Below are 22,949 nucleotides of genomic sequence, written 5' to 3' on the forward strand. Positions count from 1 at the left end.
CGGTGCGTGTGTCCACCCCGTTCGCCCGGTTTCTGCTGCGCCGTACCGTCATCGGGGCCGGGCAGCTGTTCGTGCTGGTGGTGCTGGTATTCGTGCTGTCGCTGCTGCTGCCCGGCGACGCGGCGGACGTGCAGAGCAACGATGTGCTCGGCGCGGAGCAGCGGGCGGCCGCGCGCGAGCTGATGGGACTCGACGTGGCACCGGTCGAGCGGTTCGCGCACTGGCTCGGCGGGGCGCTCACCGGCGATTTCGGGGTCTCGTACGCCAACGGGCACAGCGTCACCAGCGTGATCGCCGATCCGTTGCGCACCACCGCGCTGCTGGCCGTGCTGGCGGTGGTGCTGCTGATCCCGGTGGCCGTCACGGCGGGGTTCGCCGCCGGGTTGCGGCCGGGGTCCTGGTGCGACCGGATCGTCACCACCGTCGGGATCGCCCTCGACTCGATCCCCGATTTCGTGCTGGCGGTGCTGCTGGTCAGCTATGTCGCGCTCGAGCTGGATCTGCTGCCCGCCACCTTCCTCGGCACCGACCTCGACGACCTGCTGGACCGGCCGGAATACCTGGTGCTGCCGCTGGTCGTGATGGTCGCCCGGGTCGCGGCGCCGCTGGCCCGTCTCGTGCGCGCCGGGGTCGTCGACGTGTTCGACCAGCCCTATATCGCCCAGGCGCGCCGCCTCGGGGTCGGCAGGCTGTCGCTGCTGGCCCGCCATGTGGCACCCAACGCACTCGCGCCCGCCATGCAGGAACTGGGCCGCACCGGCGACGGCCTGCTCTCGGGTGTGCTCATCGTGGAGGCGGTGTTCGTGGTGCCCGGGATCGCCTCGGCGCTCATCGGCGCCATCGGCAATCGCGACGACCCGGTGATCCTGGCCATCGTGGCGATCACCGGGGTGGTCGCCATCGCGATCAACACCGTCATCGATATCGCCGGGCAGCGCATGGTCCCGCGATCGGCCGAGGGAGCGAGCCGATGACGCCGCGCCGCGCGATCTACCTGAGCTGTGTGGTGGTGCCGCTGCTCGTCGCCTTCGTGGGGCCGGTGTTCGCCCGGTGGGCGCCGCGACACCGGCAGGCCCCGTTCGGCCCGTCGCAGTGGTCGCCGTTCGGGACCGACCGGCTCGGTCGCGATGTCCTGGCCGCCGCGCTCACCGGCGGGCGGACCTTCCTGCTGGTCGCCGCCGTCACCGTGCTCGTCGCGTACCTGGTGGGTTCGATGATCGGTCTGGCCGCGGCGGCGACTCCGCGCGCCTGGGTCGACGAACTGCTCATGCGGCCGATGGATGTGCTGCTGTGCCTGCCGTCGCTGCTGATCATCATGGTGGCCGCGCTGCGTACGCGCGGTTCGGCGGTCGCCATCGCGTGCGCGATCGGGTTCGCGCTGCTCGCGCCGATCACCCGGTTCGTCCGGATGGCGGCGCGCGACACCGTGCGCGGTCCGGTGATGGACGCGCTGCGGATGCAGGGCGAGTCGCGGGCGTTCCGCTACGGCAACTACGCCGTCGGCACGCTCGCCCGCCCGATCGCCGCCGACCTGGCGCTGCGCTTCACCGCCGCCGTGTACTTCCTGGCCTCGGCCAATTTCCTCGGTCTCGGTTTCGACACCACCTCCACCGACTGGGCCGTGTCCGTCGCGGCCAACAAGGACGCGCTGACCATCGCGCCGTGGTCGGTCGCGCTGCCCGCCGGGCTGATCGTGCTGCTCATCGTGGGGATCAATCTGCTCTGTGACGATCTGCTCGCCGACCCGCGCACCCTGTCCGCGCGCCGGATGGCCGGGACCGGCCGTGATGTCTGAACCGCTGCTCCGCGTGCGTGATCTGCGGATCGCCGCGGGCAAGACCGCGCTCGTCGACGCGGTGGACCTCGACATCCGCGCCGGGGAGATAGTGACCCTGTTCGGCCCGTCGGGCGCGGGCAAGACCACCCTCGCCACCGCCCTCGCGGACAGCACCGCCGCCGGGCTCATTGTCTCCGGCAGGATCGACCGCCGCGACGGGCTGCGGGTCGGCTACCTCCCGCAGGACGCCGCCGCGACCCTGAATCCGGCCCGGCGCATCGGCACCGCCCTGACCGAGCTCGACCGGTTGCGCGCACGCCGCCACGGCCTCCCCCGGCCCGGCCGCGCGGACCGCCGCGACCGGCTCGCCGCGATCCTGGCGGCCGCCGCCTTCACCGTCGACCCGGTCCGGCTCGACGCGCTCCTGCGCAAGTACCCGTTCGAGTTCTCCGGCGGCGAACGCGCCCGGCTGGCCCTGGCCCAGGTGCTGACCTTCGACCCCGGCATCCTCGTGGTGGACGAACCGACCGTCGGGCTCGACCCGATCGCCCGCGCCACCCTGCTGTCGGGCCTGGACGGACTGCGACGGGCGGGCACCGCGATCGTGCTCGTCACCCACGACGCCCGCGCCGCCGAAACCCTCAGCGACCGTGTGCTCTTCGTACGGAACGGGCGGGTGTCCGCCGTCGGCGGCCTCCCCCGCGACCCGGCGCCGACCGAACGGAGCGGTCCACCCTCGGCGATCGATTCGGAACCACCGCGGACCGCGAGAACCACGGCGGGCGGTCGCGGAAGTGGCGGCTCGACGCGGCACGGCTCGCGCGTCGACGCGGTCACCCGTTCCGATCCCGGCCCCTCGACCGCGCCGACCGGGCCCGCGCTGCGGCTGCGCGAAGTGTCGGTGTCACACCGGAATTCGCCGACGCTCACCGCGATCGACCTCGACCTGCGCCACGGCGAGCTGCTCGGCGTGATCGGGCGCTCGGGTGCGGGCAAGTCCACGATCGGTCGCTGTATCGCCGGGCTCGTGCCGCCCGATCGCGGCGAGATCCGGCTCGATGACCAATCACTGCCGCCGCTGCGCCGCCGGGCGCGGGCCCAGATCGCCGCCGTGCAGTACGTCTGGCAGGAATCGGCGGCCTCGTTCGACCCGCGCCGCCCGGTCCTCGACCAGGTCGCCGCCACCGCGGTCCGGCTCCGGGGACTCCGCCGCGCCGACGCACGCGACGAAGCGCTCGAGCTGCTGCGCGCCCTCGATCTCGACGCCGCCCAGGCACACCGTCACCCGGCCGGGCTCTCCGGCGGCCAGCTCCAGCGCGCCGCCCTGGCCAGAGCACTCACCGCGCACCCGCGCGTGCTCGTGTGCGACGAGATCACCACCGCGCTGGATCTGGCGCTGGCGCAGACGATTCTGGACCACCTCGACGACTACCGGCAGCGCACCGGCGCCGCGATCCTGCTCATCACCCACGATCTGCCCGGACTGTTCGCCCGCGCCGACCGGATCGCCGTCGTGGACGGCGGGCGCGTCACCGAGATCGGGACCCCGGACGAAGTGCGGTCACCGCCGGTGGCCCCGATCCTGGCCGGACTCGCACCGGCCACCGACCGCGAAACCGCCACGGCTGGCAGGATCGAGGCGTGGATACCGCGAACCTGACCCGCTCCGAGACCGCCGCGCGATCAGCCGCGGTCACCGTCGGCGACTACCGGGTGGAACTGGACCTCTCGGGCGCGCCCGACCAGGACCGTCCCGGCTTCACCACCGTCACCACGGTGCGATTCGACGCCACCACGACCCGCACCTGGCTCGATTTCCTCGGCCTCGCCGTCGACTCGGTGACCCTCAACGGCCGCGACCTCGCCGTCGACTACGACGGGGCGCGCCTGACGCTCGACGGCCTGGCCGACACCAACGAGGTCACCGTGCGCGCCACCGCCGCCTACAGCCGTTCCGGCGAGGGCCTGCACCGCTTCCTCGACCCGGTCGACGGCGCCACCTACCTCTACACCCAGTACGAGCCCGCCGACGCGCGCCGCGTCTTCGCCTGCTTCGAGCAGCCGGACATGAAGGCGCCGTTCACCTTCGTCGTCACCGCGCCCGCAGGCTGGGAGGTGCTGTCGAACCGGCCCGCCGCCACGGTGGAAGCCCTCGGTGCGGATCAGCGCGTCGAGTTCTCCCCCACCCTGCCGATCTCCACCTACCTCACCGCCATCGCGGCGGGGCCGTACCACCGCGTCGAATCCTCGTGGACGCGTGACGATCTCACCGTCGAGCTCGGTGTGCTCTGCCGCGCCTCGCTGGCCCGTCACCTCGATGCCGACACCGTCCTCACGGTGACGAAACAGGGCCTGGACTTCTTCGCCGACGCCTTCGACTACCCGTACCCGTGGGGCAAGTACGACCAGATCTTCGTTCCCGAGTACAACCTCGGAGCGATGGAGAACCCCGGCCTGGTCACCTTCACCGAGGCGTACGTGTTCCGTGGCGCGGCCACCGCCGCCCAGTACGAGGCCAGGGCGAACACGATCCTGCACGAGATGGCGCACATGTGGTTCGGCGACCTGGTCACCATGGTGTGGTGGGACGACCTGTGGCTCAAGGAATCCTTCGCCGACTACATGGGCGCGCTGGCCGCCGCCGAGGCCACCGAGTGGACCGACGCCTGGGTCGCGTTCGCCGATCGCCGCAAGGCGTGGGCGTATTCGCAGGACCAGCTGCCCACCACGCACCCGATCGTCGCCGACATCACCGATCTGGAAGCGGCCAAGCTCAATTTCGACGGCATCACCTACGCCAAGGGCGCCGGCGTGCTCAAGCAGCTGGTCGCCTACGTGGGCCGTGCGGAGTTCTTCGCCGGAGCCCGCCGCTATTTCCGTACCAACGCCTTCGGCAACACCACCCTCGCCGACCTGCTCACCGAGCTGTCGGCGGAATCCGGGCGCGATCTGACCGGCTGGGCCGCCGCCTGGCTGCAGACCACCGGCATGTCCACCCTCACCGTCGACGGCGACGCCATCGTGCAGACCGACCCGCGCCCGCACCGCCTGGCCGTGGGCCTCTACGACTTCGACGACGCGGGCGATCTGGTGCGCCGCGAACGGGTGGAACTCGACCTCGTCGACGAACGCACCCCGATCGACCTCGCCCCCGCGCCCCTGCGGCTGCTCAACGACGGTGACCTCACCTACGCCAAGGTCCGCCTCGACCCCGCCTCGCTGGACACCGTCCAGCAATCGCTCGACCGGGTCACCGACCCGCTGGCCCGCGGCCTCATCTGGTCGGCGCTGTGGAACGCCACCCGCGACGCCGAACTCCCGGTCGACCGCTATCTGCGCATGGCCCGCGACTTCGCCCCGGCCGAACCGAACACCGCGCTGCTGTCGGCCGTACTGGCTAACGCGTCCTTCGCCATCGCGCACTATCTGCCCGCCGAGGCCCAGCGCCGGTGGCAGGCCGAATGGCTCGAATCCTGCTGGAACGCCCTGTCTTCCGCGGCTCCGGGCTCCGGGGCGCAGCTCGCGCTGGCCCGGGCGACCGCGAGCGCCGCCACCGCCGACGCCGCGCGCGCCCTCGAGATCCGCGCTCTGCTCCTCGGCGAGCAGCCCGCCCCCGACGGACTGGCGCTGGACCCGGACCTGCGCTGGTCACTGTGGACGGCCCTGGCCGCCACCGGCCACGCGAGCGCGGCCGACCTGGACGCCGAGCTGAGTCACGACGACACCGCCTCGGGCCGCACCGCCCACCGCCGCGCCCTCGCCTCCCGTCCCGAACCGCCGGTCAAAGCGGCCTCCTGGGACGCGGTGCTGCGCGACACGACCCTCACCAACGACCACCTCGACGCCGAGATCGCCGGTTTCCGGGCCGCCGACCGCCGCGACCTGATCGCCCGCTACGACAGCGGCTACTTCGCCGCGCTGCGCGAGGTCTGGGATCAGCGCAGTATCGAGATCGCCCGCCGTATCGTCCTGGGCCTGTTCCCCGCCGCCGACACGCTCGACGACGTGGACGGCTGGCTCGCGGCGAACACCGACGCACCGGGCGCGCTGCGCCGCTTGGTGATCGAACAGCGCGACCACCTGGGCCGCGCGCTGCGGGTGCGCGAGCGGGAGGCGGGCCGGTAGCCGCGCGTATGCTGAACGCGATGACACCGGCCGACCCCCGGCTCGAACGATCGCCACGACGAAAGTGACCCGATCATGACCGAGAATCCCGCAGGGCAGACCATCACCAGCGCCCTGCTGCATCGCCTGATCAACACGACCTCCGCCGACGCGCGCCTGGTCCTCACCGAAGGCCATGTCGAGGTCAGGACCGGTCCCGATGTCGGCGACGGCGGACTGGTGGTCGTCACCCGCGCCGATCTCCTCGGCCAGGTCGGCGATCCGCCCGACGACCGGGCCCTGGCCGAACAGGCCGCGCTGCTCGACAGCAATATCGGGCTCATGGGAGCCTGAGCGGCGCGGCCCAGCCGGGAACTACTCGCCGGAGCGGTCCCGGATATCGGTGACGATGGCCGAGAAGTCCCGGCCCGCGTCGGTCTGGTTGAACCGTTCGTAGATCGCCGCCGCCAGCTCACCGAGCTGCCCGTCGATGCCGTTGGCGCGCAACGCGTTCGCGGCCAGGGTGAGATCCTTCGACATCAGCGCGGTCGCGAAACCGGGCTGATAGTCGTTGTTGGCCGGGCTGGCGGGCACCGGTCCGGGCACCGGGCAGTAGCTGGTCAGCGCCCAGCTCTGCCCGGAGGCGGTGGACACCACATCGAAGAACGACTGATGGCTCAGGCCCAGCCGCTCCCCCAGCACCAGCGCCTCGGACAGACCGATCATGGAGATGCCGAGCAGCATGTTGTTGCAGATCTTGGCGGCCTGGCCCACGCCGGCCTCCCCGCAGTGCACCACCTTGCCGCCCATCACCTCGAGCACCGCGAGCCCGTCGGCGAAATCGGCGGCCGCGCCACCGACCATGAAGGTCAACGTGCCCGCGCTGGCCCCGGCGACTCCGCCGGAGACCGGGGCGTCGAGGGGACGATGACCGGCCGAGACCGCCTGTCGCGCCGCGGCTCTGGCGTCGGCGACATCGATGGTGGAACAGTCGATGAACAGCGTGCCGGGCCGGGCGGCCGGGAGCAGCTCGGTGTAGACGTCGAGCACCAGCTTGCCGTTGGGCAGCATGGTGATCACCACATCGCGGTCCCGCGCCGCCTCGGCGGCGGTGGCGACCACGGTGGCACCGTCGGCACGGGCCTGGTCCCGGGCGGCGGGAACCGGGTCGAAGGCGAGCACGTCGTGGCCCGCCGCGACCAGATTGGCCGCCATGGGCGCGCCCATGTGGCCGAGCCCGAGGAAACCGATCGTCTTTTTCGTCATCCCTGTGCCTCCGGGGTGGTGACATCCAGTTCCGCCGGTCCGAGCGCGGCGAAGTAGGCCGCGACCCGCTGATCGGAGACCTCGGCGAGGGTGGCGGGCCGCCACTTCGGCTCGCGGTCCTTGTCGATGACCTGGGCGCGGATGCCTTCGACCAGGTCGTGCGAGCTCAGCGAGGCGATCGAGACCCGGTACTCCTGGCGCAAGGTGTCCTCGAGGCTGTCGAGCTCGCGCGCCGCACGCAGGGCCCGCAGCGTGACCTTCAGCGCCACCGGTGATTTGGCGAGGATGTCCTGTGCGGCGGCCGCCGCTTCGGGTGAGCCCTCGGCCTGCAGGGCGGCCACGATCTCCTCGACCGTGTCCGCGCGGTAGCAGGTGTCGATCCAGCCGCGCTGCGCGTCCAGTTCCGAGGCCGGGGCCTGCTGGGCGAACTTCGCGATGGCGGCCTCGACGGTCTCGGTGCGCAGGGTGTCCAGCAGCTCGGGCACCGACTCGGCGGGCACGAAGTGGTCGGCGAAACCGGCGGCGATGGCGTCACCGGCGCTCATCCGGGCGGTGGTCAGGGCGACGTGGGTGCCGATCTCGCCCGGTGTGCGTGCAAGCAGGTAGGTGCCGCCCACATCGGGGACGAACCCGATGCCGACCTCGGGCATGCCGATGCGCGAGCGTTCGGTGACGATGCGATGGCTGCCGTGCGCCGACAGGCCGACGCCGCCGCCCATGACCAGCCCGTCCATGATCACCACGTACGGCTTCGGGAAGCGGCCGATGAGCGCGTTGAGGATGTACTCGTCGCGCCAGAACTTCCCGGTCGGCGACGAGGCACCGGCCGTGCCCGTCTTCGCGTCGGCGTGGATGGCGACGATGTCGCCGCCCGCGCACAGCCCACGCTCCCCGGCACCGGTGACCACCACCGCGCGCACCGCGTCGTCGTCGGCCCAGGCCCGCAGCGCGTCCAGGATCGCCAGTGCCATCGGATGATTCAGGGCGTTGATGGCGCGGGGCCGGTTGAGGGTGATGCGGCCGAGACCGTCGGAGACGGTGATCAGCACTTCGGGTTCGTCGGTCATGCCGCTCCTGTCAGCGAGCGGGCCACGACCACTCGCATGATTTCGTTGGTGCCCTCGAGGATCTGGTGGACCCGCAGGTCACGCACGATCTTCTCCAGGCCGTATTCGTGCAGATAGCCGTAGCCACCGTGCAGCTGCAAGGCTTTGTTCGCCACCTCGAAGCCGACATCGGTGGCGAACCGCTTGGCCATCGCGCACAGTTCCACCTTGTCGGCGGCGTCCGCGTCCAGGGCCGCGGCGGCGCGCCACAGCAGCGTACGCGCCGCCTCCAGCTCGGTTCGCATGTCGGCCAGCTCGAACTGCAGGGCCTCGTTGCGGGCCAGCGCCTTGCCGAAGGCGTGCCGTTGCGCGAGATAGCCGACGGTCTTGTCCAGCGCGGCCTGCGCGCCACCGACCGAGCAGGCCGCGATATTGAGCCTGCCGCCGTTGAGCCCGTGCATCGCGATGGAGAAACCCGCGCCCTCCTCGCCGAGCAGGTTCGCGACGGGCACGCGGGCCCCGTCGAGTACGACCTGCCGGGTGGGCTGTGCGTTCCAGCCCATCTTGCGTTCGTTCGGGCCGACGGTCAGGCCGGGGGTGTCGGCGGGCACGATCAGCGCCGAGATGCCCCGTGGCCCGTCCTGGCCGGTGCGGACCATCATGACGTACACGTCGTTGGCGCCCGCGCCGGAGATGAACTGCTTGGCGCCGGTGAGTACGTAGTCGTCGCCGTCACGCACGGCCCTGGTGCTCAGGGCCGCCGCGTCGGAGCCGACGCCGGGCTCGGTGAGCGCGTAGCTGCCCAGCAGTTCCATCGACGACATGCCCGGCAGCCAGCGGTGCCGCTGCTGGTCGGTGCCGTAGGCGTCGATCATCCAGGCGGCCATGTTGTGGATCGAGATGTAGGCCGCCACGGCGGGGCATCCGGTCGAGAGCTGTTCGAAGATCCGCACGGCGTCCAGGCGGCGCAGCGCGGAGCCGCCCACCTCCTCGCGCACGCAGATCCCGCCGAAGCCGACCGGGCCCGCCTTGCGCAGCACGTCGACCGGAAAGTGCTTGTGCTCATCCCATTCCAGCGCGTTCGGCGCGAGGAATTCGTCGGCGAACTGGCGGGCGGTGTCCCCGATCGCGCGTTCGTCGGCATCGAGAGTGAACATGGCCGCCTCAGTCCATCGTCGGGATGACGAAGGCGTTGGACTCCTTGAGCCCGGCGGGCCAGCGCTGGGTCACCGTCTTGGTCTTGGTGTAGAAGCGGATCGAGTCCGGGCCGTGCTGGTTGAGGTCGCCGAAGCCCGAGCCCTTCCAGCCGCCGAAGGTGAAGTAGGCGATCGGCACCGGGATCGGCACGTTCACCCCGACCATGCCGACCTGCACGCGGGAGGCGAAATCGCGGGCGGTGTCGCCGTCGCGGGTGAAGATCGCGACGCCGTTGCCGTACTGGTGCTCGTCGACCAGGCGCAGCGCCTGCTCGTAGTCGCCGGCCCTGACCACGGTGAGGACGGGGCCGAAGATCTCCTCCTGGTAGATCCGCATGTCGGCGGTGACCTTGTCGAACAGGCTCGCGCCGACGAAGAAGCCGTCCTCGGCGCCGTCGACGGTCAGCCCGCGGCCGTCCACCACCAGCTCGGCGCCCTCGTCGATGCCGATCTGCACGTAGCCGTTGACCCGGTCCACGCCGTCGGCGCCGACCAGCGGGCCGAAATCGGCACCGGAGTCGTCGGAGCGGCCCACATTCAGCTTGCGGACCTTCTCGGTCAGCTTCTCGACGAGCCGGTCCGCGGTCTCCTCGCCCACGGGTACGGCCACCGACAGCGCCATGCACCGCTCACCGGCCGAGCCGTAGGCCGCGCCGACGAGTTGCTCGGCGACATCGTCGAGGTCGGCGTCGGGCATCACGATCGCGTGGTTCTTGGCGCCGCCGAAACACTGGGCGCGCTTGCCGTTGGCGGTCGCGGTCTCGTAGATGTACTGCGCGATCGGGGTCGAGCCGACGAAGCCGACGGCCTTGATCCGCGGGTCGCGCAGGATCGTGTCCACGGCCTCCTTGCCGCCGTTGACCACGTTGAACACCCCCGGCGGCAGACCCGCCTCGACGAACAGCTCGGCCAGGCGCAGCGGCACCGAGGGATCGCGTTCGGAGGGCTTGAGCACGAACGCGTTGCCGCAGGCCAGCGCCGGGCCCGCCTTCCACAGCGGGATCATGGCCGGGAAGTTGAACGGGGTGATGCCCGCGACGACACCGAGCGGCTGGCGCATCGAGTACACGTCGATGCCGGTGCCCGCGCTCTCGGTGTACTCGCCCTTGAGCAGGTGCGGGATGCCCACCGCGAACTCGATCACCTCGAGGCCGCGCTGGATGTCGCCCTTGGCGTCGGCGAGGGTCTTGCCGTGTTCGGACGACAGCAGCGCGGCCAGGCTGTCGATCTCGTCGTTGACCAGGGTCAGGAACTTCATCAGCACCCTGGCGCGCTTCTGCGGGTTGAACGCCGCCCACACCGGCTGCGCCGCGGCCGCGTCGGCGATGGCCGCCTCGACCTCGGCCGCGTTCGCCAGCGGCACCCGGGCCTGCACCCGGCCGAGGTTGGGGTCGAACACGTCACCGAAGGCACCCGAGGTGCCCTGGACGTGGGTTCCGCCGAGGAAATGCGTCAGTTCGCGAACCATCAAAGTCCTGTTCGTCGGGTGTGCGCGCGGCGCACAAGGGTCGGAGGTGGTCCGATAGTTGGATGTCCAACCAACGGATACGATCGCGCACCACCGGCTTCTTGTCAATCACTCGATCCATCTATTGACATCTCGCCAACAGCATCGCCATTCTGGTGCCACGTCCATCCACAATGAGGAGATCCCGATGAGCACCGTCGACACCGAGCCCGGCAGCGCCGCCGGCTCGGAGCTGCAGGACCTGGCCGCACTGGCCCGCACCTTCTTCGCCGAGACCGTCGCGCCGCATCGCGAGGAGTTCGCCGCGCAGGGCTACCCCAGCCGTGAGGTCTATCGACAGGCCGGTGCGCTGGGCCTGCTGTGCATGTCGGTGCCCGAGGAGTACGGCGGCGGGGGCGGCACCTTCGCGCACGAGGCGGTGCTGTTCACCGAGCAGGTGCGCGGCGGCGATTCCTCGATGCAGCTCGGCGTGCACACCGGCATCGTCCCGCACTACCTGCTGGCCTACGCCTCGGAGGACAACAAGCGGCGCTGGCTGCCGAAACTGGCCTCGGGCGAATGGATCGGCGCCATCGCGATGACCGAGCCCGGCACCGGCTCGGACCTGCAGAACATCGCCACCAAGGCGATCGAGGACGGCGACGACTACCTGATCACCGGCGCGAAGACGTTCATCTCCAACGGCCGCAACTGCGATCTGCTCATCATCGCGGTCAAGACCGACCCCACACAGGGCGCCAAGGGCGTGTCACTGGTGGTCGCCGAGGTCGCCGACGACACCCCGGGCTTCGAGCGCGGCAGGCTGCTGAAGAAGATCGGCCAGAAGGGCCAGGACACCACCGAACTGTTCTTCGACGGGCTGCGCGTACCCAAGGCCAATCTGCTCGGCACCGCCGAGGGCCAGGGTTTCGTCCAGCTCATGCAGCAGTTGCCGCAGGAGCGGCTGATCTGCGGCGTGGCCGCGGCGGCCGCCATCGAGACCGCGGTGGCCGAGACCCTCGACTACGTCAAGCAGCGCAATGCCTTCGGCAAGCCGCTGTTCGCCATGCAGAACACCCGTTTCGAGCTGGCCGAGTGCGCCACCGTCGCCGAGGTGGTCCGCACCTTCGTCGACGCCGCCGTCGACAAGCACCTGCGCGGCGTGCTCGATGTGAAGACCGCCGCCATGGTCAAGTACTGGACCACCGAACAGCAGACCCAGGTGATCGACCGCTGCGTCCAGCTGCACGGCGGGTACGGCTACATGGAGGAGTACCCGATCGCCCGGATGTGGGCCGACGGGCGCATCTCGCGCATCTACGCGGGCGCCAACGAGGTCATGAAGGACCTCATCGCCCGCTTCCTCTGACCGCAAAGACGAACGGCGCCACCGGAATCCCGGTGGCGCCGTCGGCGTCTTCGCTCAGGCCGCCGAGCGACCCTCGGCCAGCGCGGTGACCACGGCCACCGCCACGGCCGACAGTGCCGCGATCACGGCGCCGCCGAGCACGACCGCCGCGCCCGCGACCGTGAACTGGTCCCAGCCGACCATCAGCGCGGCCACGCCGAGGACCACCAGCACCGCGTCGGCGGCGACCGAGGAGAGCACGGCGCGGTCATCGCGCAGCAGCCGCGGCGTGGCCATCACCGTGGCCAGCCCCTGCAGTACCGAGACGGCGCCGACCACCGCCAGGACAGGCACGGCCATGCCGGTACCCCCGTCGAATCCCGCGATCAGCGCGCCGAACGCGACGAGACCGAACAGCACGCGCACCGCACCGATGCCGCGCAGCGCCGCAGCGGGCATCTCGACGGGCGCCCGGCCGACGGAAGGCCGGGTCGCGTAGGTCATCCGAACATCTGCCACCTGACTGGTCATCTCGAACTCCTTCGGCTTCTTTCACACCTGCGTGCAATTGCACCCATGTGTGAAAGTACGCCTCTTGCACAAAGGCGTGCAAGTGATCGGAGGGGTATCGTGCCGGGACTCACATCCGCGCCCGACGAGCGTCAGCGGCGGTGCTTCTCCGCCACGGTGAGGGCGATTCCGGCCGCGGTGACCCGGTCGACACCGGCGGCGATCAGGCAGGCCCTGGCCGCGTCCCTGGCCGGGTCGACGCTGTCCCATTCCCCGTTGCCGCGCGCGTTCAGCAGCTCGAGCACCAGCGCCGTGAGCACGCGGGCCACCGCGGCGGGCGGCAGGTGATCGGCGAAGGTGCCGTCGGCTTGACCGTCCTCGACGAGGGTGACCACCAGTCCGCGCACCGGGGCGAGCCGGTCGGCCGCGCGGGCCCGTGACGACGCCTCGTCCAAGCGCAGGAGCAGGCAGAATTCGTCGCCGACCGCCCACAGCGTGACGGCCAGATCGGCCACCACCACCGCGGGCGGCTGCCCGGTGTCGACGCGGTCCAACGCCCGCCCGACCTGCTCGAAGGCTTCGTCGAGCATGCCGTCGATGAGCGCCTCACGCGTCGGGAAGTGCCCGTAGAGCGTCCGGCGGACCATGCCCGCGGCCGCGGCGATGTCCTCCATGCTGGCGGAGGGATTGCGCCGCAGCTCGTCCCCGGCGACGGCGACGATGCGCTGCCGGTTGGCCAGGGCGCGCGGGCCGAGGGCCGCGGTGAGGGGAGGTGTAGTCGCAGTCACAGTTTTCCTTTCACCTCCCACCATCGCACGCTTGCACAAGGGTGGGCAAACCCGGGGTGGTCAACCCTCAGCTACCGGGGATGACCGATCCGAAGTCGACCGAACCCCAGTCGCCGGAGCCACCGCCGCCACCGGCGCAACCGTTCACGACCAGTTCCTGCGGTGTCCGCAGCTGATCCCCGGTGACCGGCCGTCGCGGTCGTGACGAAGCCGTCAGGCTGGGCATTGGTGTCGTAGCGCGCCGGGGAAGGTCGGAATCGCGTCGTGGCCCAACCGTGACGGCGGCGGTCAGCGGGTGAGGATGGGCACGATGTGGGCGCGGGCGTAGGTCGCGAGCGCCTCGGGGGATCCGGTGTCGAGGGTGCCGACCGGTTGCAGGATCAGCGAGTGGACCACCCGGCACACCACCTCGACGCGGGCGGTGAGGTCGGGGATGTCGGGGAATCTGTTGTCTTCCAGGACTTTCGCGAGGATCTCGGTGGACGCCGAGACCGACAGGAGGAAGAAGGTGGCGCCGTCGACGGTGAGCTGGGGCAGGATGCGGTCGGCTTCCAGGGTGAGCAGGCGCTCGACCAGGGCGTGCGAGCGCCAGCGGGTGATGACGGTGGTGAACACGTCCACGACGATGTCGTCGAAGGTGTCGTGGCGGGCCGGGATCTCCTCGAGGTCGGCCAGCAGCCTGCGTACCTCGCGCCCGAAGGCCGCGCGGACCACGTCGTCGCGGGAACCGATCCGGCGGTAGACGGTGGCGCGGTCGACGTCGGCGGCCCTGGCGATGTCCTCGATCGTCGTCTTGCGCACGCCGACCCGCTCGAACTGCACGAGCGCGGCGTCGAGAATGCGTTCTTCGACGGAGTCGGCGGTGGGCGAATCACCCGAGGTGGCGGCGGTGGACAGCACCCCACGACCGTAGCAGGCCGACCCGATGCAACATTGCGATACTTTTTGTTGCACTGTACGGTCGGTGCATGGCTGATAACAGTGCAACGGCGCGCTCCTATCAGGAAGAAGCGCACGCGATTCAGGCGCGGGATGTGCATTTCGACTTCTCGTCGGTGCCCCTGCACTACATCCCCGGGGAAGTGCTGGCCACGCACGTCACCAATGTGATGCATCTGGTCCTGCCCGAAGGCGAACGAGCGATGGCCGCCTGCCTGGCCGAGGCTCTGCCCTATATCGACGACGAGCGGCTGCGGGAGGAGGTCACCGGTTTCATCGGGCAGGAGTCCATGCACGCCAGCAGTCACGAGGGCGCGCGCAGGCACCTGCAGTCGATCGGGCTCGATGTGGAGTCCTATGTCTCGGCGGTGGCCTGGCTGGTGGACCGGGTGCTGGGCGATCAGGGGCTGACCGGGCGCGCGAAGGAGCAGTGGCTCAAAGAGCGGCTCGGCTTGTTCGCGGGGATGGAGCATTTCACCGCCGTGATCGGCGAGTGGCTGCTGGAATCGGAGGTGCTCGCCGAGCTGGGGATGGATCCGGCGATGCTGGATCTGGTGCGCTGGCACGGCGCGGAAGAGGTCGAGCATCGCAGTGTGGTGTTCGACGCGTACATGCACGTCGACGGCGGTTACGCCCGCCGGGTGCGCACCGGGCTGCTCGCCAGTGGCACATTGCTGCCGCTGTTCGTGATCTCGACGGCCTATCTCTATCGCAAGGATCCGAGCCCGGACAAGGGACGGTCCTGGGCCCGGCAGTTCGTGAGCGCCACCGTGCGCGGGGTCATCCCGAGTTTCACGACCTTCGTCACCGAGATGCCGCGGTATCTGCGGCCGGGTTTCCATCCCTCCCAGCTGGGTTCGATGGACAACGCGCTGCGCTATCTGGCGCATTCGCCGGCGGCGCGCGGGTGAGCGGGCCCGTCGTGACCGCGCCCCGTAGCGTGCGTGCGCTCGGCGTCGCCGTCGACGCCTACAAGAAGGTGTTCACCCGGCCGGCGCTGTCGCCACCACATCCGGTGCGGCGCACCGGGTTCGACATCGACGCCGTGGTCGAGTCGGTGCGGGCCGAGGCCGAGGACGTGGTGAGCGTGCGCCTGCGCCGCGCCGGAGGTGGGCCGCTGCCCGCGTGGCGGCCGGGGTCGCATCTCGATGTGTTCCTGCCGTCGGGGCGTCAGCGTCAGTACTCGCTGTGCGGCGATCCGGGCGACCGGTACCGCTACCGCATCGCGGTGCGCCGCATCGCCGACGGTGACGGTGGCTCCGTGGAGATGCACGCCCTCCGCGCCGGAGACCCGCTGCGGCTGCGCGGCCCGCGCAACGCGTTCACCTTCGTCGGTTCGGCACCGTCGTACCTGTTCGTGGCCGCCGGCATCGGCATCACACCGATCCTGCCCATGGCCCGCGCGGCCGGCAGCCGGGGCCACCTGGTGTATCTGGGCCGTTCCCGGCAGAGCATGCCGTTCCTCGGTGAGGTCCCGGCAGGCACGGACATCCGGCCGGACGACGAGTCCGGCACACCCGATATCCCCGCCCTGCTCGCCACCGCCGCACCGGGTGCCGCGGTGTACCTCTGCGGTCCTCCCCCGGTCCTGGAGCTCGCCCAGCGCACACTGTTCACCACGAATCCGGCTGCCTCGCTGCACACCGAACTGTTCTCGGCGCGCCCGGTGACCGACGGCCGCGCCTTCGACATCACCCTGGCCCGCAGCGGTGACACCGTGCGGGTGAGCGGCACCGAGACCGCGCTCGACGCGATCCGGCGGGTGCGGCCCGATGTCGTCTACTCGTGCCGCCAGGGCTTCTGCGGCACCTGCCGAACCCGCGTCCTCGACGGCGCCGTCGACCATCGCGACCGGCTGCTGCTGCCCACCGAGCGGGCCGACCACCTGCTCACCTGCGTCTCCCGCGCCGCGGGCGACGCGCTCACGCTGGACCTCTGACCGCGAAAGGCCCGGTCCCCCATGACCACAGAACACAGGCACATCGTCGTGCTCGGCGCCGGTTTCGGCGGCCTCGGCCTGACGATCAAGCTCCGCGAGGCGGGCTTCGACGACATCGTCGTCCTCGACCGCGCCGACGAACTCGGCGGCACCTGGCAGGCCAACACCTACCCGGGTTGCGCCTGCGACGTCCCCTCCCAGCTCTACAGCTACTCCTTCGCCCCCAACCCCGACTGGTCACGCACCTACGGCAGACAGCCCGAGATCCTGGACTATCTGCGCACCGTCGCCGAACGCCACGACATCGTGCGGCACCTGCGCCTGGGCACCGAACTCCTCGACGCCCGCTGGGACGACGAGCACACCCGCTGGCGCATCGAGACCTCGCGCGGCACCCTCACCGCCGACTATTTCCTCTCCGCCGCGGGCATCTTCGCCGAGGCCAAATACCCGTCACTGCCCGGCCTGGAGACCTTCGCGGGCAAGACCTTCCACTCCCTGCACTGGGACCACGGCCACGAGCTGACCGGTGAACGTGTCGCGGTGATCGGCACCGGCGCCTCGGCGGTGCAGTTCATCCCGGAGATCCAGCCGAAGGTCGACTCGCTCACGGTGTTCCAGCGCTCGGCACCGTGGATCGTGCCGCGCATGGACCGGCCCACCCTCGGACTCGAACGGCTGCTGCTACGGCGTCTGCCACTGGCGCAGAAGGCGATTCGGGGCACCTGGTACACCCTGATCGAGGGCTTCGGGCTGGTCGGGTTCGTGGACAACCGCTTCCGGCACCCCTACGAGTTGCTGGGGCGGATGCAGCTGCGTCGTCAGGTCACCGATCCGGGCCTGCGCGCCACCGTGACCCCCGACTACATGATCGGCTGCAAACGCGCGATCTTCTCCGACGCGTATCTGCCCGCCCTCGACCAGGACAATGTCGAGGTGGTGACCGACGGCATCGCCGAGGTGCGCCCGCATTCGATCCGCACCACGGCGGGCGCGGAGATCCCGGTCGACACCATCATCTACGGCACCGGATTCACCTCGCTGCCCACCGCGTTCGAACGCATCACCGGCCGCGACGGCCGCTCCATCGCCGAGCTGTACGCCGAACGCCCGCAGACCTATCTGGGCGCCGCCGTCGCCGGTTTCCCCAATTTCTTCTGCACGCTCGGACCGTTCGGCGCCGCGGGGAACCAGTCGGCGATCTACATGATCGAATCCCAGATCGCCTACATCGTCGACGCGCTGAGCACCCTGCGCTCCACCGGGCAGCACCGGGTGGAGGTGCGAGAGCGGGTGCAGGACGAGTTCGTCGCCGAGATGCGCACCCGCAGCGCCGACACGGTCTGGCTCACCGGCGGCTGCCGCAGCTACTACACCACGGCCGAGGGTGGCAATGCCGGGCTGTACCCGAACTGGAGCTTCGAATACCGCCGCCGCACCCGGCGATTCGACGCCGCGAACTACGAGGTGTCCGCATGATGGGGCTGTCGCTGCCCGGCCGCGGGCCGGGCGATTCCTACCCCGTGCGCGGCAAGGTCGTGCTGGTGACCGGCGCGGGCCAGGGCATCGGCCGGGAACTCGCCCGGGTCCTGTCCGCCCGGGGAGCCCTGCTCGCCCTGGTCGATATCGACGCGGTGGCCGCCGAGCGCACCGCCTACGAACTCGGCACCACCGCGCTCGGGATCGGCGCCGATGTGGCCGACCGGGCCGGGATGAGCGCCGCTGTGGCGGAGGTGATCGAGCGCTTCGGCCGCCTCGACGTGGTGGTGGCCAATGCGGGGGTGACCCCGGTGCCCGCGACTCTGCGCACCATGGACCCCGCCGACTTCGACCGGGTCGTGGCCATCAATCTGACCGGGGTGTTCAATACCGTGCACCCCGCCCTCGACCACATCGTGCGCCGCCGCGGGCATGTCGTGGTGGTGTCCTCGTGCGCGGCCTTCGCGCCGGGGATGGGCGGTTCGCCGTACATGCTCACCAAGGCCGCCGTCGAGCAGCTGGGCCGCGCGCTGCGCGTGGAACTGGCCGCGAGCGGGGCCAGCGCGGGCGTGGCCTATTTCGGCATCGTCGACACCGCCATGACCCACGACATGCTCGACGCCGACGACCTCGGCCGCGAACTCGACAGCCTGCTGCCCTGGCCCCTGGATGTGCGGATCAGCGCCGCGCACGCGGCGCGCACCATCGCCGACGGCATCGCCCGGCGGGCGCCCCGCACGATCGCGCCGCGCGGCTGGGAGCCGTACGCGCTGCTGCGCGGGGCGATCAATGTGGTCCTTGACAGCAGGCTGGCCGCCGATCCGCGCGTCCACGAGCTCGTGCGGGCCATCGAGAGCCGCACATGACGGAAACCCGCGGCGGATCACGCACCGCGGCGGCCCTTCTCGTCCTCGATCATCTCGGCCCCGTCACCGCGGGCCTGAACCAGAAAGCTTTCGCCTCGTGAGCATTTCCCGTTTCGCCACCCTGCCCGCAGCCTTCCAGCACACGGCCACCATCGACCCCGCCGCCGTCGCCCTGCGCACCCCGGGCGACACCCAGACCCTGACCTGGGCCGGCTACGCCGAACAGGTCCGTGCCGTGGCCGCCGGTCTGGCCGGGCTCGGTGTGCGCCACGGCGACACCGTGGCGCTGATGATGAGCAACCGGGTGGAGTTCTATCCCCTGGAGGTCGGGGCCCAGCACCTCGGCGCCACCTCGTTCTCGGTGTACAACACGCTGTCCCCCGACCAGCTCGCCCACGTGCTCACCGATGCCGGTGCGCGCGTGGTGATCTGCGAACCGCGGTACGCGAAAGCCGTCGCCGCCGTGGGCGCGGGGGTCGAGCACATCGTCTGTGTCGACGACGCGCCCGAGGGCACGCTGTCGGTGGCCGAACTGCTCGCAGCCGCCCCCGCCGGCTTCGATTTCGACGCCGCCTGGCAGGCCGTCCGCCCCGGCGACGTGGCCACCCTCATCTACACCTCCGGCACCACCGGCGCGCCCAAGGGTGTGGAGACCACCCACGCCGCCCTGCTGTTCCAGGTCCACGGCATCGCCGAGGTGCTCGGCATCGAATTCGGTGACACCATCACCTCGTTCATGCCCACCGCCCACATCGCCGACCGGCTCACCGCCCTCTACGTGCAGGAGGTCCTCGGCACCCAGGTGACCAGCGTCGCCGATCCCACGCGGATCGCGGCCGCGCTGGTGGACCTGCGCCCGACGGTGTGGGGCGCGGTGCCGCGCGTGTGGGAGAAGCTCATGGCGGCTATCGAATTCAAGGTCGCGGCCGAGCCCGACGAGACCCGCCGCCAGGCCCTGCGCTGGGCCCTGTCGGTGGCCGCGCGACGCAGCGAACACCAGCTGGCGGGCGAGCCGGTGCCCGCCGAACTCGCCGCCGAATGGGCCACCGCCGACGAACTCGTCCTCGGCGAGCTGCGGGCCGCGCTCGGCCTGGACCGGGTGCGCTGGGCGCTGTCGGGCGCGGCCCCGATCCCGCCGCGCACGCTGGGGTTCTTCGCCGGGCTCGGTCTGCCGATCGCCGAGATCTGGGGCATGTCGGAGCTGGCGTGCATCTGCAGCGTCAGCCATCCGCGCGACGCCGTGCTCGGCACCGTCGGGAAACTGCTGCCCGGCATGGAGTCCCGGGTGGCCGCCGACGGTGAGCTGCTCGTGCGCGGACCGCTGGTGATGAAGGGCTATCGCGGCAGGCCCGAGCAGACCGCCGAGACGATCGACCCCGAGGGCTGGCTGCACACCGGCGACATCGTCCGCGTCGACGAGGCCGGGTACCTGCGGGTGGTGGATCGCAAGAAGGAGATGATCATCAACGCGGCGGGCAAGAACATGTCGCCGACCACCATCGAGAACGCCGTCAAGGCCGCCACCCCGCTGATCGGCACGATGGCCGTGATCGGCGACGGCCGCGCCTACAACACCGCGCTCGTCGTCCTCGACGCCGAATCCGCCGAACCCTACGCCCGCGCGCACGGCCTGGCCGACGCTTCGGCGGCGGCGCTGGCCGTCGATCCGGGTGTGCGCGCCGCCATCCGGTCCGGCGTCCTCGCCGGCAATGCCACGCTGTCGCGGGTCGAGCAGATCAAGCGCGTCCGCGTCCTGCCGGAGTTCTGGGAAGCCGGCGGCGACGAGGTGACCCTCACCCTCAAACTCAAGCGCCGGGTGATCGCCGAGAAATACGCCGCGCGGATCGACGAGCTCTACGCCGACACCCCGCCCGCGACCGTCATCGACCTCGGGCAGCCCGGCTGATCAGGGCCCGACGGCCCGGAAAGGAGGGCACTGCCACGGACCGGGCACAATGGAACTCGATGAAGCCCTGGCAGCTGGACCACACGCCCGACGACGATCTGCTCGGTCACGGTGAGCAGGTCGCCGTCGACGATCTCCGGGAGCTGCGCGCGCAGTTCGTCGATTTCATGCTCGGCTACAAGTTCGCCATCGACGAGGTGACGACCAAGATCAACATCCTGCGCGAGGACTTCAACAACACCCACGAGTACAACCCGATCGAGCACGTGGGCTCGCGGCTCAAATCGCCCGAGAGCGTGCTGGAGAAGATCCGGCGCAAGAACTACGCGATGAACCTGGCCGCCATCCGGGAGAACGTGCTCGACATCGCCGGGGTGCGGGTGGTGTGCAGTTTCATCTCCGATATCGGTGTCATCCGGGACATGCTGGCCGGTCAGCAGGACATCACCGTGCTCGAGGAACGCGATTACATCACCCATCGCAAGCCCAACGGCTATCAGAGTCTGCACCTGATCGTCTCGATCCCGGTGTTCCGTTCCGACCGCACCGAGCAGATCCCGGTCGAGATCCAGATCCGCACCATCGCGATGGACTTCTGGGCCAGCCTCGAGCACAAGATCTACTACAAGTACCGCGGCGAGGTGCCCCCGAACCTGCGCAGCGATCTGGCCCAGGCCGCCGAGGTCGCCACCCAGCTCGACGAGACCATGGAGGCCCTGCACCGTCAGGTCGACCGCGGCGCGCACGCCCGCAAGGACACCGCCGACTCGGTCGACCTGAGCATCCTCTACCAGGACCTGCTCGCCGACCAGTCCGGCCGTCGCAGGCCGCGCGATATGCCGGGCTGAGCGGTGCGGGTGTGGCCAGCCACACCACCGATTCGGCGGACAGCTCCCTCGAATCCGCGCCGCGCGCCGACAACCATGGATCTCATGACCGACACACCCGCCGAGCCGACCCTGGTCCTCGACACCGCCGACGCACCGACCGTCGTGATCCCCGCCCCACCGCCACAGCGTCGCAACGGGGTGCGCGACGCGGTCGTCGCCGTGCTGCGCGCCCCGTTCCGGGCCAGGACCTGGAAGGAATTCGCCTACCTGATCCTGGCGTTCGTGCTCGGCTGCGCGGCCGTGTGCTACCTGTTCTTCGGCTTCGGCGGCGGGCTCTACGCGTCGATCTTCCTGATCGGCATCCCGCTGCTCGCGCTGATCCTGCTCGGCGGCCGGATCTGGGGACGCCTCTACCGGGTGCTCGGCCGGGAACTGCTCGGCACCCCGGTCGAGGCGCCGCCGGACTTCGCGCGCAAGCCGGGGCTGTTCGGCTTCCTGCAGAGCGCGTTCACCGACCGGGCGAGCTGGCGGGCCACGCTGTTCCTGCTCGCGCAGGCCGTGCTCGGCGTCGGTGTCGGGTATGTGGTGCTCACGGTGATCGCCATGGTGGGCTTCACGGCGATCTCGGTGATCCCGTGGGCGCTGGTGGACCCGGTGCAGGTCGACGAGAACGGCGTCGAGCACCACAGTCTCTTCCAGCTCGGATCGTTCTACGTCGACACCTGGCCGCGCGCGCTGGCCTTCTCCGCGGCGGGCATCGTGCTGTGCTTCGCGCTGCCGTGGCTGATCCGCAGCGTGTGCTGGCTGCACCGTCTGCTGACCGTGCACCTGCTGGCCGCGACCGCCCGCGACCACCAGCTCGCCGAACTGCGCGCCAGCCGCCGTGCCGCCGTCGACGACGCGACCGCCACTCTGCGCCGGGTGGAACGCGACCTGCACGACGGCACCCAGGCCCGGCTGGTCACCATCGCCATGGCCCTGGGCCGGGCCGAGGAGCGGATGGCCGCGGGCGGTGACGCGCGCGATCTGATCGCCGACGCGCACGCCTCGTCCAAGGAGGCGCTGACCGAGCTGCGCGAACTGGTCCGCGGCATCCACCCGCCCGCCCTGGAACTGGGACTCGGCCCGGCGCTGGAAACCCTCACCGCCCGCTGCGCGGTCCCGGTGACGCTGCGGGTGCAGCTGCCGAAACGCCCGAGCCCGGCCATCGAGGCCATCGCCTACTTCTCGGTCGCCGAACTGCTCACCAATGTGGTGAAGCACGCGCACGCGAGCCGCGCGGAGGTCTCGGTGCTGCCCGACAGCATCCGCACCCTCGCGGTCACCGTGCGCGACGACGGCATCGGCGGTGCTCCCGACCCCGGCACGACGACCTCGGACGGCAGTGGGCTCGCCGGTCTCGCCGCCAGGGCCACAGCCGTCGACGGCTCGCTGACCGTGCGCAGCCCGGCGGGCGGACCCACCGTGGTCACCCTGCTGCTGCCGACGGCGGGCCCGCAGTGACCGCC

20 protein-coding genes are annotated in these 22,949 nt (G+C 70.7%); 13 read left to right on the forward strand and 7 right to left on the reverse strand.

All coding sequences use genetic code 11. From position 1 onward, the window contains the following. Window positions 1–2: 2 nt before the first annotated feature. The 5 genes from ACFC06_RS04105 to ACFC06_RS04125 all read left to right on the forward strand — a co-directional run bounded on the left by ACFC06_RS04105 (window position 3) and on the right by ACFC06_RS04125 (window position 6,235). The gene (locus tag ACFC06_RS04105; protein WP_375927655.1) at window positions 3–974 is read left to right on the forward strand and encodes an ABC transporter permease; all 972 of its coding nucleotides are present in this window, start codon (window positions 3–5) and stop codon (window positions 972–974) included. Continuing rightward, window positions 971–1,795 (forward strand): ABC transporter permease, encoded by an 825-nt coding sequence (locus ACFC06_RS04110; RefSeq protein ID WP_375927657.1) that lies wholly within the window; start codon window positions 971–973, stop codon window positions 1,793–1,795. Before ACFC06_RS04105 ends, ACFC06_RS04110 begins: the two co-directional genes overlap by 4 nt. Next, entirely contained in the window at window positions 1,788–3,437 is a 1,650-nt protein-coding gene (locus ACFC06_RS04115; RefSeq protein WP_375927659.1) for an ABC transporter ATP-binding protein, read from the forward strand. Before ACFC06_RS04110 ends, ACFC06_RS04115 begins: the two co-directional genes overlap by 8 nt. Beyond that, window positions 3,419–5,902, forward strand: coding sequence for an aminopeptidase N (pepN, locus tag ACFC06_RS04120; protein ID WP_375927661.1), 2,484 nt, complete (start codon window positions 3,419–3,421; stop codon window positions 5,900–5,902). Before ACFC06_RS04115 ends, pepN begins: the two co-directional genes overlap by 19 nt. A gap of 75 nt (window positions 5,903–5,977) precedes the next feature. Continuing rightward, window positions 5,978–6,235, forward strand: a complete 258-nt coding sequence (locus ACFC06_RS04125; protein ID WP_375927663.1) for a hypothetical protein — start codon at window positions 5,978–5,980, stop codon at window positions 6,233–6,235. A gap of 21 nt (window positions 6,236–6,256) precedes the next feature. Here ACFC06_RS04125 and mmsB read toward each other — a convergent pair whose 3' ends face one another. From mmsB to ACFC06_RS04145, 4 genes are read right to left on the reverse strand one after another with little or no spacing between them, the layout of a single operon-like run. Next, window positions 6,257–7,147 carry a 3-hydroxyisobutyrate dehydrogenase gene (mmsB, locus tag ACFC06_RS04130; RefSeq protein WP_375927665.1) on the reverse strand — a complete coding sequence of 297 codons (891 nt, stop codon included), beginning with the start codon at window positions 7,145–7,147 and terminating at the stop codon, window positions 6,257–6,259. Beyond that, window positions 7,144–8,214 carry an enoyl-CoA hydratase/isomerase family protein gene (locus ACFC06_RS04135; protein WP_375927667.1) on the reverse strand — a complete coding sequence of 357 codons (1,071 nt, stop codon included), beginning with the start codon at window positions 8,212–8,214 and terminating at the stop codon, window positions 7,144–7,146. Before ACFC06_RS04135 ends, mmsB begins: the two co-directional genes overlap by 4 nt. Then, window positions 8,211–9,350, reverse strand: coding sequence for an acyl-CoA dehydrogenase family protein (locus ACFC06_RS04140; RefSeq protein WP_375927669.1), 1,140 nt, complete (start codon window positions 9,348–9,350; stop codon window positions 8,211–8,213). Before ACFC06_RS04140 ends, ACFC06_RS04135 begins: the two co-directional genes overlap by 4 nt. Window positions 9,351–9,357: 7 nt before the next feature. Then, the gene (locus tag ACFC06_RS04145; protein WP_375927671.1) at window positions 9,358–10,857 is read right to left on the reverse strand and encodes a CoA-acylating methylmalonate-semialdehyde dehydrogenase; all 1,500 of its coding nucleotides are present in this window, start codon (window positions 10,855–10,857) and stop codon (window positions 9,358–9,360) included. A gap of 187 nt (window positions 10,858–11,044) precedes the next feature. Here ACFC06_RS04145 and ACFC06_RS04150 point away from each other — a divergent pair, with 187 nt between their 5' ends. Next, on the forward strand, window positions 11,045–12,205 hold the full coding sequence (locus tag ACFC06_RS04150) for an acyl-CoA dehydrogenase family protein (RefSeq protein WP_375927673.1): 1,161 nt from the start codon (window positions 11,045–11,047) through the stop codon (window positions 12,203–12,205). Between the two features lie 54 nt (window positions 12,206–12,259). On the opposite strand, the gene ACFC06_RS04155 is transcribed toward ACFC06_RS04150, so the two are convergent. The 3 genes from ACFC06_RS04155 to ACFC06_RS04165 all read right to left on the reverse strand — a co-directional run bounded on the left by ACFC06_RS04155 (window position 12,260) and on the right by ACFC06_RS04165 (window position 14,382). Next, window positions 12,260–12,715 carry a hypothetical protein gene (locus tag ACFC06_RS04155; protein ID WP_375927675.1) on the reverse strand — a complete coding sequence of 152 codons (456 nt, stop codon included), beginning with the start codon at window positions 12,713–12,715 and terminating at the stop codon, window positions 12,260–12,262. A gap of 131 nt (window positions 12,716–12,846) precedes the next feature. After that, on the reverse strand, window positions 12,847–13,482 hold the full coding sequence (locus tag ACFC06_RS04160; RefSeq protein WP_375927677.1) for a TetR/AcrR family transcriptional regulator: 636 nt from the start codon (window positions 13,480–13,482) through the stop codon (window positions 12,847–12,849). Between the two features lie 288 nt (window positions 13,483–13,770). After that, window positions 13,771–14,382 (reverse strand): TetR/AcrR family transcriptional regulator, encoded by a 612-nt coding sequence (locus tag ACFC06_RS04165; protein ID WP_375927679.1) that lies wholly within the window; start codon window positions 14,380–14,382, stop codon window positions 13,771–13,773. A gap of 68 nt (window positions 14,383–14,450) precedes the next feature. Between ACFC06_RS04165 and ACFC06_RS04170 the strand changes: the two genes are divergently transcribed. The 7 genes from ACFC06_RS04170 (at window position 14,451) to ACFC06_RS04200 (ending at window position 22,944) form a co-directional block, all read left to right on the forward strand. Beyond that, entirely contained in the window at window positions 14,451–15,332 is an 882-nt protein-coding gene (locus ACFC06_RS04170; RefSeq protein ID WP_375927681.1) for a metal-dependent hydrolase, read from the forward strand. Between the two features lie 11 nt (window positions 15,333–15,343). Next, window positions 15,344–16,360 (forward strand): PDR/VanB family oxidoreductase, encoded by a 1,017-nt coding sequence (locus ACFC06_RS04175; protein ID WP_375927682.1) that lies wholly within the window; start codon window positions 15,344–15,346, stop codon window positions 16,358–16,360. Between the two features lie 21 nt (window positions 16,361–16,381). Further along, window positions 16,382–17,839, forward strand: coding sequence for a flavin-containing monooxygenase (locus ACFC06_RS04180; protein WP_375927684.1), 1,458 nt, complete (start codon window positions 16,382–16,384; stop codon window positions 17,837–17,839). Further along, window positions 17,836–18,705, forward strand: coding sequence for a short-chain dehydrogenase/reductase (locus ACFC06_RS04185; protein WP_375927686.1), 870 nt, complete (start codon window positions 17,836–17,838; stop codon window positions 18,703–18,705). Before ACFC06_RS04180 ends, ACFC06_RS04185 begins: the two co-directional genes overlap by 4 nt. A gap of 97 nt (window positions 18,706–18,802) precedes the next feature. Beyond that, window positions 18,803–20,611, forward strand: coding sequence for a fatty acid--CoA ligase FadD11 (gene fadD11, locus ACFC06_RS04190; RefSeq protein WP_375927688.1), 1,809 nt, complete (start codon window positions 18,803–18,805; stop codon window positions 20,609–20,611). Window positions 20,612–20,670: 59 nt separating this feature from the next. Beyond that, on the forward strand, window positions 20,671–21,459 hold the full coding sequence (locus tag ACFC06_RS04195) for a GTP pyrophosphokinase family protein (RefSeq protein WP_375927690.1): 789 nt from the start codon (window positions 20,671–20,673) through the stop codon (window positions 21,457–21,459). An 84-nt stretch (window positions 21,460–21,543) separates the two neighbouring features. After that, a complete protein-coding gene (locus ACFC06_RS04200) occupies window positions 21,544–22,944 on the forward strand; it encodes a sensor histidine kinase (RefSeq protein WP_375927692.1) in 1,401 nt (466 codons plus the stop codon). Window positions 22,945–22,949 lie beyond the last annotated feature (5 nt).

This window comes from Nocardia sp. NPDC056064, assembly GCF_042266925.1.
GTDB lineage: Bacteria > Actinomycetota > Actinomycetes > Mycobacteriales > Mycobacteriaceae > Nocardia.

Excerpts from the sequence above, each read along its gene's own strand:
- ACFC06_RS04110 (WP_375927657.1), top strand. The coding sequence starts at position 971 with ATGACGCCGCGCCGCGCGATCTACCTGAGCTGTGTGGTGGTGCCGCTG.
- ACFC06_RS04195 (WP_375927690.1), top strand. The coding sequence starts at position 20,671 with ATGAAGCCCTGGCAGCTGGACCACACGCCCGACGACGATCTGCTCGGT.
- ACFC06_RS04170 (WP_375927681.1), top strand. The coding sequence starts at position 14,451 with ATGGCTGATAACAGTGCAACGGCGCGCTCCTATCAGGAAGAAGCGCAC.
- ACFC06_RS04150 (WP_375927673.1), top strand. The coding sequence starts at position 11,045 with ATGAGCACCGTCGACACCGAGCCCGGCAGCGCCGCCGGCTCGGAGCTG.
- ACFC06_RS04180 (WP_375927684.1), top strand. The coding sequence starts at position 16,382 with ATGACCACAGAACACAGGCACATCGTCGTGCTCGGCGCCGGTTTCGGC.
- ACFC06_RS04125 (WP_375927663.1), top strand. The coding sequence starts at position 5,978 with ATGACCGAGAATCCCGCAGGGCAGACCATCACCAGCGCCCTGCTGCAT.
- ACFC06_RS04135 (WP_375927667.1), bottom strand. The coding sequence starts at position 8,214 with ATGACCGACGAACCCGAAGTGCTGATCACCGTCTCCGACGGTCTCGGC.
- ACFC06_RS04155 (WP_375927675.1), bottom strand. The coding sequence starts at position 12,715 with ATGACCAGTCAGGTGGCAGATGTTCGGATGACCTACGCGACCCGGCCT.
- mmsB (WP_375927665.1), bottom strand. The coding sequence starts at position 7,147 with ATGACGAAAAAGACGATCGGTTTCCTCGGGCTCGGCCACATGGGCGCG.
- ACFC06_RS04145 (WP_375927671.1), bottom strand. The coding sequence starts at position 10,857 with ATGGTTCGCGAACTGACGCATTTCCTCGGCGGAACCCACGTCCAGGGC.
- ACFC06_RS04115 (WP_375927659.1), top strand. The coding sequence starts at position 1,788 with ATGTCTGAACCGCTGCTCCGCGTGCGTGATCTGCGGATCGCCGCGGGC.
- ACFC06_RS04185 (WP_375927686.1), top strand. The coding sequence starts at position 17,836 with ATGATGGGGCTGTCGCTGCCCGGCCGCGGGCCGGGCGATTCCTACCCC.
- ACFC06_RS04200 (WP_375927692.1), top strand. The coding sequence starts at position 21,544 with ATGACCGACACACCCGCCGAGCCGACCCTGGTCCTCGACACCGCCGAC.
- ACFC06_RS04140 (WP_375927669.1), bottom strand. The coding sequence starts at position 9,350 with ATGTTCACTCTCGATGCCGACGAACGCGCGATCGGGGACACCGCCCGC.